The organism is Pseudomonas agronomica (assembly GCF_025917275.1).
Taxonomy (GTDB): domain Bacteria; phylum Pseudomonadota; class Gammaproteobacteria; order Pseudomonadales; family Pseudomonadaceae; genus Aquipseudomonas; species Aquipseudomonas agronomica.
In genome coordinates this window covers 1-2,864 of the sequence record NZ_JAOSHO010000579.1, presented here as the reverse complement: position 1 = coordinate 2,864, position 2,864 = coordinate 1, and the positions used below count along the sequence as shown (strand labels likewise).

Genomic DNA, 2,864 nt, shown 5'->3' with positions numbered 1-2,864 from the left:
ATCGCGAGCAAGCTCGCTCCCACAGGGATCTGAGGCATTTTTCTGCTGACCTGCGAGTCAATAAAACCGCTGCTCCAGCGCAAATGACAGATGGTCGGCGAAAGTGCGTTTAATTCGTCATTTTCGGTATACTGCCCGGCCTTCGGTCGGTTCACCCGGCCATCATTCGTACAACAAGCCACGCCGGTTTCCTGCGTGGCTTGTTGTTTTTTGACGCGCCCGAGGGCGCCCAGAGAGAAGAGGCACGACGATGAGTGCACTGGTTGGCGTGATCATGGGCTCCAAGTCCGATTGGTCCACCCTTAGCCACACCGCCGATATGCTGGAAAAGCTCGGCATCCCTTACGAGGTGAAAGTGGTGTCCGCCCACCGTACCCCGGACCTGCTGTTCCAGTACGCCGAAGAAGCCGAGGCGCGCGGCATCGAAGTGATCATCGCCGGTGCCGGTGGCGCGGCCCACCTGCCAGGCATGTGTGCGGCCAAGACCCACCTGCCGGTGTTGGGTGTGCCGGTGCAATCCTCGATGCTCTCGGGTGTCGATTCGCTGCTGTCGATCGTGCAGATGCCGGCCGGCATCCCGGTCGCGACCCTGGCCATCGGCAAGGCCGGCGCGATCAACGCGGCCCTGCTGTCGGCGAGTATCCTGGGCGCCAAGCACCCACAGTTTCATACCGTGCTGAAAAAATTCCGCGCTGAGCAGACAGACAGCGTCCTGGACAATCCAGACCCACGCATTGCCTGAGGTTGTTGACGAATGAAGATCGGTGTAATCGGTGGCGGCCAGTTGGGTCGCATGTTGGCCCTGGCGGGAACCCCGCTGGGGATGAACTTCGCTTTCCTGGACCCGGCGCCGGACGCCTGTGCCGCTGCCTTGGGTGAACACCTTCGGGCCGACTACGGCGATCAGGATCACCTGCGCCAGTTGGCCGATGAAGTCGACCTGGTGACCTTCGAATTCGAAAGCGTCCCGGCCGAAACCGTTGCCTTCCTGTCCCAGTTCGTCCCGGTCTACCCGAGCGCCGAAGCCCTGCGCATCGCCCGCGACCGCTGGTTCGAAAAGAACATGTTCAAGGACCTGGGCATTCCGACGCCGGCCTTCGCCGACATCCAATCCCAGGCTGACCTTGAAGCCGCTGTCGCGGCCATCGGCCTGCCGGCCGTGCTCAAGACCCGCACCCTGGGTTACGACGGCAAGGGCCAGAAGGTCTTGCGCAACCCCGAAGACGTCGCCGGCACCTTTGCCGAGCTGGGCAGTGTCGGTTGCCTGCTGGAAGGTTTCGTACCGTTCACCGGTGAAGTCTCGCTGATTGCCGTGCGCGCCCGCGACGGTGAAATCCGCTTCTACCCGCTGGTGCACAACACCCACAAGGACGGCATTCTCAAGCTGTCCGTCGCCAGCACTGACCATCCGCTGCAAGCCCTGGCCGAAGACTACTCCAGCCGGGTGCTCAAGCAGCTCGATTACGTCGGCGTCATGGCGTTCGAGTTCTTCGAAGTGGATGGCGGCCTCAAGGCCAACGAAATCGCCCCGCGCGTCCATAACTCCGGACACTGGACCACCGAAGGCGCCGAGTGCAGCCAGTTCGAAAACCACCTGCGGGCGGTGGCCGGGCTGCCGTTGGGTTCGACCGCCAAGGTCGGTGAAAGCGCGATGCTGAACTTCATCGGCAAAGTACCGCACACCGAGAAAGTCCTGGCGATTGCCGACTGCCACCTGCACCACTATGGCAAGGCCTTCAAAGCCGGGCGCAAGGTCGGTCACGCCAACCTGCGTTGCGCCGATCGGGACACCCTGGCCCAGCAGATCATCAAGGTCGAGACGCTGATCGCCGAACAATAGTCTGCACCTGCGGTGGAACCATTCATCGGCTAACCTCTCTCATGGCTAAGTGCCAAAACCTGACCAGGTTTTGGCTTTGCGTCTAATCAGAGGGAAATGCAATGGGAATCATCGGAACCATTTTTATCGGCTTGATCGTTGGCCTGCTCGCGCGCTTCCTGAAGCCTGGCGATGACAGCATGGGCTGGATCATGACCATCCTGCTCGGTATTGGCGGTTCGTTGGCAGCCACTTATGGCGGCCAGGCCCTGGGCATCTACCAGGCCGGCCAAGGCGCAGGCTTTATCGGTGCCCTGGTGGGCGCGATTGTGCTGCTGGTGATCTACGGCCTGATCAAAAGAAACTGATTAAACTTGATCAAGCCCTCTCTGCGCGGCGCGCGGAGAGGGCTAAACTGCCCGGCGTTTTCATTTCACTCATTGCCGAGCCCTTTCATGCGCCGTCTAGTGTTGACCCTTCTTTTGCTGGGCAGTGGCCTGGCCCACGCCGCCGAGCTGCCGGAAACCGACTGGCTCGAACTGATGCCCAAGTCGGACCAGAAAGCCCTTGAGGCCATGCCCGAAATCGATCACAACTCCCCCGAAGCCAACGGCACCTTTACCGAAAAAGGTGGCTTGAAGCAAAGCAAAGGCTTGCCGGCGGTGATGTATTCGACCAAGACCGTGGCGTCGATGAACGACAAGCACATTCGCATCGGTGGCTATCCGGTCCCCCTGGAAAGCGATGCCAAGGGCCGCAGCACGCTGTTCTTCCTGGTGCCTTACCCGGGTGCCTGCATCCACGTCCCGCCACCGCCGCCTAATCAACTGGTGCTGGTGCGCTATCCCAAGGGCCTGAAACTGGACGACATCTACACCCCGCTGTGGGTTACCGGTACGTTGAAGATCGAGAAGGTCGACAACGATCTCGCGAGCGCGGCGTATGCGTTGGATGCGGAGAAGGTGAGGGTGGTGCAGGAGGCGGATTTGTAACCAGCTGGTTGGCCTGACATAAATCCCAATGTGGGAGCGAGCTTGCTCGCGAT

The 2,864-nt window shown here is 60.9% G+C and carries 4 protein-coding genes; all 4 read left to right on the top strand.

All coding sequences use genetic code 11. The annotated features are described in order from the left end of the window. Nucleotides 1-250: 250 nt before the first annotated feature. The 4 genes from purE (at nucleotide 251) to OC610_RS24735 (ending at nucleotide 2,811) form a co-directional block, all read left to right on the top strand. Complete coding sequence (gene purE, locus OC610_RS24750; protein ID WP_003196369.1) at nucleotides 251-742, top strand: 5-(carboxyamino)imidazole ribonucleotide mutase; 492 nt, start codon at nucleotides 251-253, stop codon at nucleotides 740-742. A 12-nt stretch (nucleotides 743-754) separates the two neighbouring features. Next, nucleotides 755-1,840 carry a 5-(carboxyamino)imidazole ribonucleotide synthase gene (locus tag OC610_RS24745; RefSeq protein ID WP_181288301.1) on the top strand — a complete coding sequence of 362 codons (1,086 nt, stop codon included), beginning with the start codon at nucleotides 755-757 and terminating at the stop codon, nucleotides 1,838-1,840. Nucleotides 1,841-1,941: 101 nt separating this feature from the next. Continuing rightward, a complete protein-coding gene (locus OC610_RS24740; protein WP_003187057.1) occupies nucleotides 1,942-2,187 on the top strand; it encodes a GlsB/YeaQ/YmgE family stress response membrane protein in 246 nt (81 codons plus the stop codon). 87 nt (nucleotides 2,188-2,274) lie between these two features. Then, complete coding sequence (locus tag OC610_RS24735) at nucleotides 2,275-2,811, top strand: DUF3299 domain-containing protein (RefSeq protein ID WP_109756521.1); 537 nt, start codon at nucleotides 2,275-2,277, stop codon at nucleotides 2,809-2,811. The last annotated feature ends 53 nt before the right edge of the window (nucleotides 2,812-2,864 follow it).

What these genes read in the sequence shown, in the direction of transcription:
- purE (WP_003196369.1), top strand. Translation starts at nt 251, where the DNA reads ATGAGTGCACTGGTTGGCGTGATCATGGGCTCCAAGTCCGATTGGTCC.
- OC610_RS24745 (WP_181288301.1), top strand. Translation starts at nt 755, where the DNA reads ATGAAGATCGGTGTAATCGGTGGCGGCCAGTTGGGTCGCATGTTGGCC.
- OC610_RS24740 (WP_003187057.1), top strand. Translation starts at nt 1,942, where the DNA reads ATGGGAATCATCGGAACCATTTTTATCGGCTTGATCGTTGGCCTGCTC.
- OC610_RS24735 (WP_109756521.1), top strand. Translation starts at nt 2,275, where the DNA reads ATGCGCCGTCTAGTGTTGACCCTTCTTTTGCTGGGCAGTGGCCTGGCC.